General features: G+C 60.7%; 3 protein-coding genes and 1 pseudogene. 1 reads left to right on the plus strand and 3 read right to left on the minus strand.

The genetic code is table 11. The features are described 5' to 3' along the window. The 3 genes and pseudogenes from VIW95_RS07575 to VIW95_RS07585 form a co-directional block, all read right to left on the minus strand. Positions 1 to 368 (minus strand): annotated as a pseudogene (locus tag VIW95_RS07575) (hypothetical protein); the annotation flags it as partial. A 215-nt stretch (positions 369 to 583) separates the two neighbouring features. Then, complete coding sequence (locus VIW95_RS07580) at positions 584 to 1,723, minus strand: efflux RND transporter periplasmic adaptor subunit (protein WP_331584997.1); 1,140 nt, start codon at positions 1,721 to 1,723, stop codon at positions 584 to 586. Beyond that, positions 1,696 to 1,971 (minus strand): YtcA family lipoprotein, encoded by a 276-nt coding sequence (locus VIW95_RS07585; protein WP_331584999.1) that lies wholly within the window; start codon positions 1,969 to 1,971, stop codon positions 1,696 to 1,698. The genes VIW95_RS07580 and VIW95_RS07585 overlap by 28 nt, the downstream gene beginning before the upstream one ends. 90 nt (positions 1,972 to 2,061) lie before the next feature. Here VIW95_RS07585 and VIW95_RS07590 point away from each other — a divergent pair. Further along, a partial coding sequence (locus VIW95_RS07590) for a TolC family protein (protein WP_331585001.1) occupies positions 2,062 to 3,237 on the plus strand: 1,176 nt, incomplete at its 3' end.

The raw sequence follows: 3,237 nt of genomic DNA on the forward strand, positions 1-3,237 counted from the left end.
GGGCAGGCCAGACCTTCAAGGCCTTCTCGCTTCTCGTCTCGTTCTGCGAGCTGGCGCCGGTGTGATTCCTCGATATCATCGCGCTGTTTGCGCAGCGCCTCGGCAGTGTTGCGGGCCGCTTCGTCAGATAGCTGTTTCCGAACCGCTGCATCCTTGGCCAGTACAGCCGCCTCTCGCTCCCGATCTTTTTGAGCGGTGATTTTTTCTATTTCGTGGCTGGCTTGCCTCTGGACTTCGATTCGAATCTTCGCCTCCACCTCCAAAAATTCCGCTCGAGAAATTTTACTGCCACACAATGGACAAGTGTCTACGGCCACGCCTCGGTCATCTGCGTCGTTCTCATGCTGGTGTGTCTGCGGATTGGTCATTTTTCTCACCTCAGGAGGATTGATAAGGACCTTTTTAATCCTTTTAAATCCCCATGTCAAGAACGATCATCGCAGATCCGGTGACCCTACTCCATGAACTAAACCTAATATGGGAGGGCAGCTGCGAGACGTCGTCGTCGAGCCCGCGCGCGAGCGGGACCCGTCGATGGAAGCTGGGGGATCTCACTGAACCGCTTTGGCGACGCGGCGCACGGTCAGTGAATGCTCTGGTTGGGGGAATCCTGAGCGGGCTGATTTTGATCGCGAGAATTTTGATCGCGAGAATCCTGATCGCGATATCCCTGGATCGTTACCACCGCGGTGTAGCCCGTCTTGAACGGGAACTTTGGGTCGCGGTCCTCGAGCACGATCCTCACCGGGAAGCGCTGCGAGAGCCGCACCCAGTTGAGCGTCGGCTCAGTCTGCGGGAGCCCATCGACGGTCGCGCCGTTGGTCTGATACAACGCCCATCCCACGCCCTGCACGCGGCCGCGAAAACGCTTGTTGGGATAGGCAAGGATGAAAACCTCGGCGGTCATGCCCGGTTGGATGTGCGACATAAACGTCTCGCGGAAATTCGCAATGACGTACCACTTGCGATCGTCGACCAGGCTGACGACTTGACGGCCTTCGTTGGCGTACTGGCCTTCGGAGATGTTGAGATTGGTGACCCAGCCGTCGTACGGCGCGCGGACGTAGCAATAACCGACGTTGAGTTTCGCGTCGTAAACCGCGGCCTCCGCGGCTTTGCGCAGCGCGTTGATATTGTCGTACTGGCCGAGCTGGTTTTGCGCTTTGCCGACGTCGGAACGCGCGGCCTGGACGGCGGCCTCCGCCGCGCTGACCCGCGAGCGGGCATTGAAGACGTCGTTGGCGGTGACGAAATGCTTCGCGAGCAGCGGCTCAATACGATTGAGATACTGCTTGTCGTAGGCCGCATCTGCTTCGAGCCGTACTTGATCGGACTTCGCGGTCCGGATCGCATCTTCGAGCGCCTTGATATTGAGCTCGGTCAATTGAAGCTTGGCGACCGCTGCATCCAATGCCGACTGATACGGGCGGGGATCGACGACGAAGAGCAAAACGCCCTGCTTGACGTACTGATTATCGACGATCGGCAGTTCGGTGATCGGTCCGCTCACATGCGGCGCGATTCCGACCCAGTTGGCGCGAACGTAAGCGTCGTCGGTGCGCGGATATATGTAGTAGAGGCGCGCGACGTAGAGACCCACGATGATGGTCGCGATTACAATCGCGGCGCTGATGAGGTGGCCGGCGAATCGCAGGGTCAGCGATGTTTCGGTCTCGATCCTGGTCGCGGTATTCATCAGATTCGATTGAAGAAGACGAGCCACACGATGCATCCGAGGAGGATGGTGAGGCTCGAATACACGATCGGCAGCGGCCACAGGTAGTTCTCGAGTCGCGTCATCACGAAGAGCGGGCGAATGACGGCGGTCAGGACTACCCCGCAGATCGCGCAGAACAGCCAGCTTGGGAAATTCGCGCCGGCGACATTGACGACGGGATCGCATCCGGCGAGCAGGAATGCGGCGGCGATGGTCAGCGAGAATCTGATTCTGGGCGCGGAGGTAGATCGCATGTGCCAGAAATTCTACTTGCCGGATTGTGCAAAAGCACGTTGCGGGATTCAATGGCGCGGAGCGGATCCAATGGCAGCGGGGACATTTATATGAAGAAGAATTTCGAAATGCGTCGCGCGCGACGGAAGGTCATTCTTGCCGCACTCAGCCTGGCGGTGTGCGCAGGCGGATGCAGTTACTTTGCCGAGCAGCCCGAAGTGTATCCCGACAAGTTCGCGCCGCAGGATTCGGATCGCGCGTGGATACCGAAGTCAAACCAATACGCGATACCAACGCAGGCGCGGCCGCCAAGCACGCTGCCCGAGCCGCACCCCGCGAGCACGGGCAATACGTATGACCTGCCGGCGCTGATCGACATCGCGCTGACCAACAATCCCGACACGCGGGTGACGTGGGATCAAGCTCGCGCCTCCGCCGATGCCTACGGAGTCTCGCGCGCGCCATACTATCCGGTCGTGAGCACGCAGGTTCAGAGCGCATATTCTCGCCGAATATTCGAGTTGCCCGGGCAAGACGGCGTGCTGAAGCAATGGCGGGTGACCCCGATGATCCAGCTTACCTACACCCTGCTGGACTTCGGCCGCCGCGACGCCGGCGCCGCCGCCGCGCGCGATCAACTGGCCGCCGCGAATTTCTCGTTCAATCGCAAGCTGCAGGATGTGGTGTTCGCCACCCAAGGCTCCTTCTATGCGATCGGCGCGGCGAAGGCGGCGGTGCAGGCCGCGGAACAAAATCTCGAGCTGGCAAAGACCGACGACGAGGCCGTCAGCCGCCGGGTCGATCTCGGTCTCGCCACTCAACCCGAGTTGCTGCTTTCGCGCGAACGCGTCGCGCAATCGCAGTACGATCTCGCAAACGCGCATCTGCTGGTGCGCGAAGCGCAGGCGAGCATGGCAGTCGCGCTGGGAGTTGCCGCCAATACCGCGCTCGACGTGCCGAGCCTTCAGAGCCTGCCAGTTCCGGCCGGATTGGGCGCCGACGTCGATCAACTGATCGAGACTGCCGTGCGCCAGCGGCCCGATCTCGCGGCCCAGGTCGCGACGCTTGGCGCGCGCCGCGCGCAGGTCGAAGGCGCCAAGGCTGAATTTTATCCAACGATAGGAGTTGCAACCGCTTATGGTGAGCAGGCGTGGGGTTACAGGTTCGATGGGACCCCGAGCGTCAAGACCGCACAGCCGCAATATGCAGGCTTATTGACGATCAACTGGGACCTGTTCACCGGGTTCAAGCGCCTGAACGACGTGCGTCAGGCCGAGGCCGAGCGC

The organism is Binatus sp. (SeqCode) (genome assembly GCF_036522015.1).
Taxonomy (GTDB): domain Bacteria; phylum Desulfobacterota; class Binatia; order Binatales; family Binataceae; genus Binatus.